General features: G+C 49.1%; 1 protein-coding gene. It reads right to left on the bottom strand.

Features of this window, described 5'->3' with window-relative positions:
- Positions 1–83 precede the first annotated feature (83 nt).
- The coding region (locus R7190_RS26290) for a PepSY domain-containing protein (RefSeq protein WP_318137730.1) at positions 84–882 on the bottom strand (799 nt) is incomplete at its 5' end.

Below are 882 nucleotides of genomic sequence, written 5' to 3'. Positions count from 1 at the left end.
CCCGATGGCTTACCATTGGAGCGTTATCAGAAGTAAAAAGAGCCAGCAATTCGCTGGCTCTTGTTTTATACCAATACGACACCTTAGTTCAGTGCTGCTTTTAGCTTCTCGACACGGTTGAACACCAACCAGTCCAACAGCAAAACGCTCACAATGGCTAAACCGCCCATCGGGAACGCGGCACAGATGGCAAGCAATGTGGCTAACCCCCATTTCCACACTCCGTCATGTTGAAATTGTGGCGGCGCGCCAAGCGATGCGCTGCGACTTGGTCGACGTAACCACCACATCACCACTCCGGAAATAGCAATCAGAATAAATGCCAGACAGAACAGCACATTCAACGCCTTGTTGATGATGCTTACGTCTCCTTGGTGAAGTGAGACACCCGCAGCCATTAACTTGGCAAACCAGCTGTAATCCTGCCAAGTCACATCCACCAGCAAACGACCTGAGTATTGGTCAAAATGGCTGGTTCGATCTTGTCTTGGGTCAGAGATGTCCCCTCCCATTGAGTTGGCTGCAACGGTGTAAACACCGTCATCTGAACGAGGCAAGAATACTTTGTAGCTGGTAAAGCCCATCATTTCGGCTTTAAGAATAATGTCGTCAATCGATAACGCGCGATGGCTCGCCGTATAAGACGCCCCCTTTTCCATGTTCGCGTGATCATGGGCGGGTTTATCTTTCGATTCAGGTACGACAGCAAGCTCTAAGTTCCACGGCATTTCTTCTGACGAACCGTGGTTAAGATCCTTATGCGTCAATGTCGACTCTGGCTTTTCACCCCAAGTGTAATAGGTCGGAAACGTGTTCCAAGCTTGAACCATCTTTGCACCCCAAATTCCAGCCCAAGACAAACCAGAAATCAGGAAAAACAGT

The organism is Vibrio sp. 1078-1, assembly GCF_033340475.1.
This window is presented reverse-complemented; position numbering and strand designations above follow the sequence as displayed.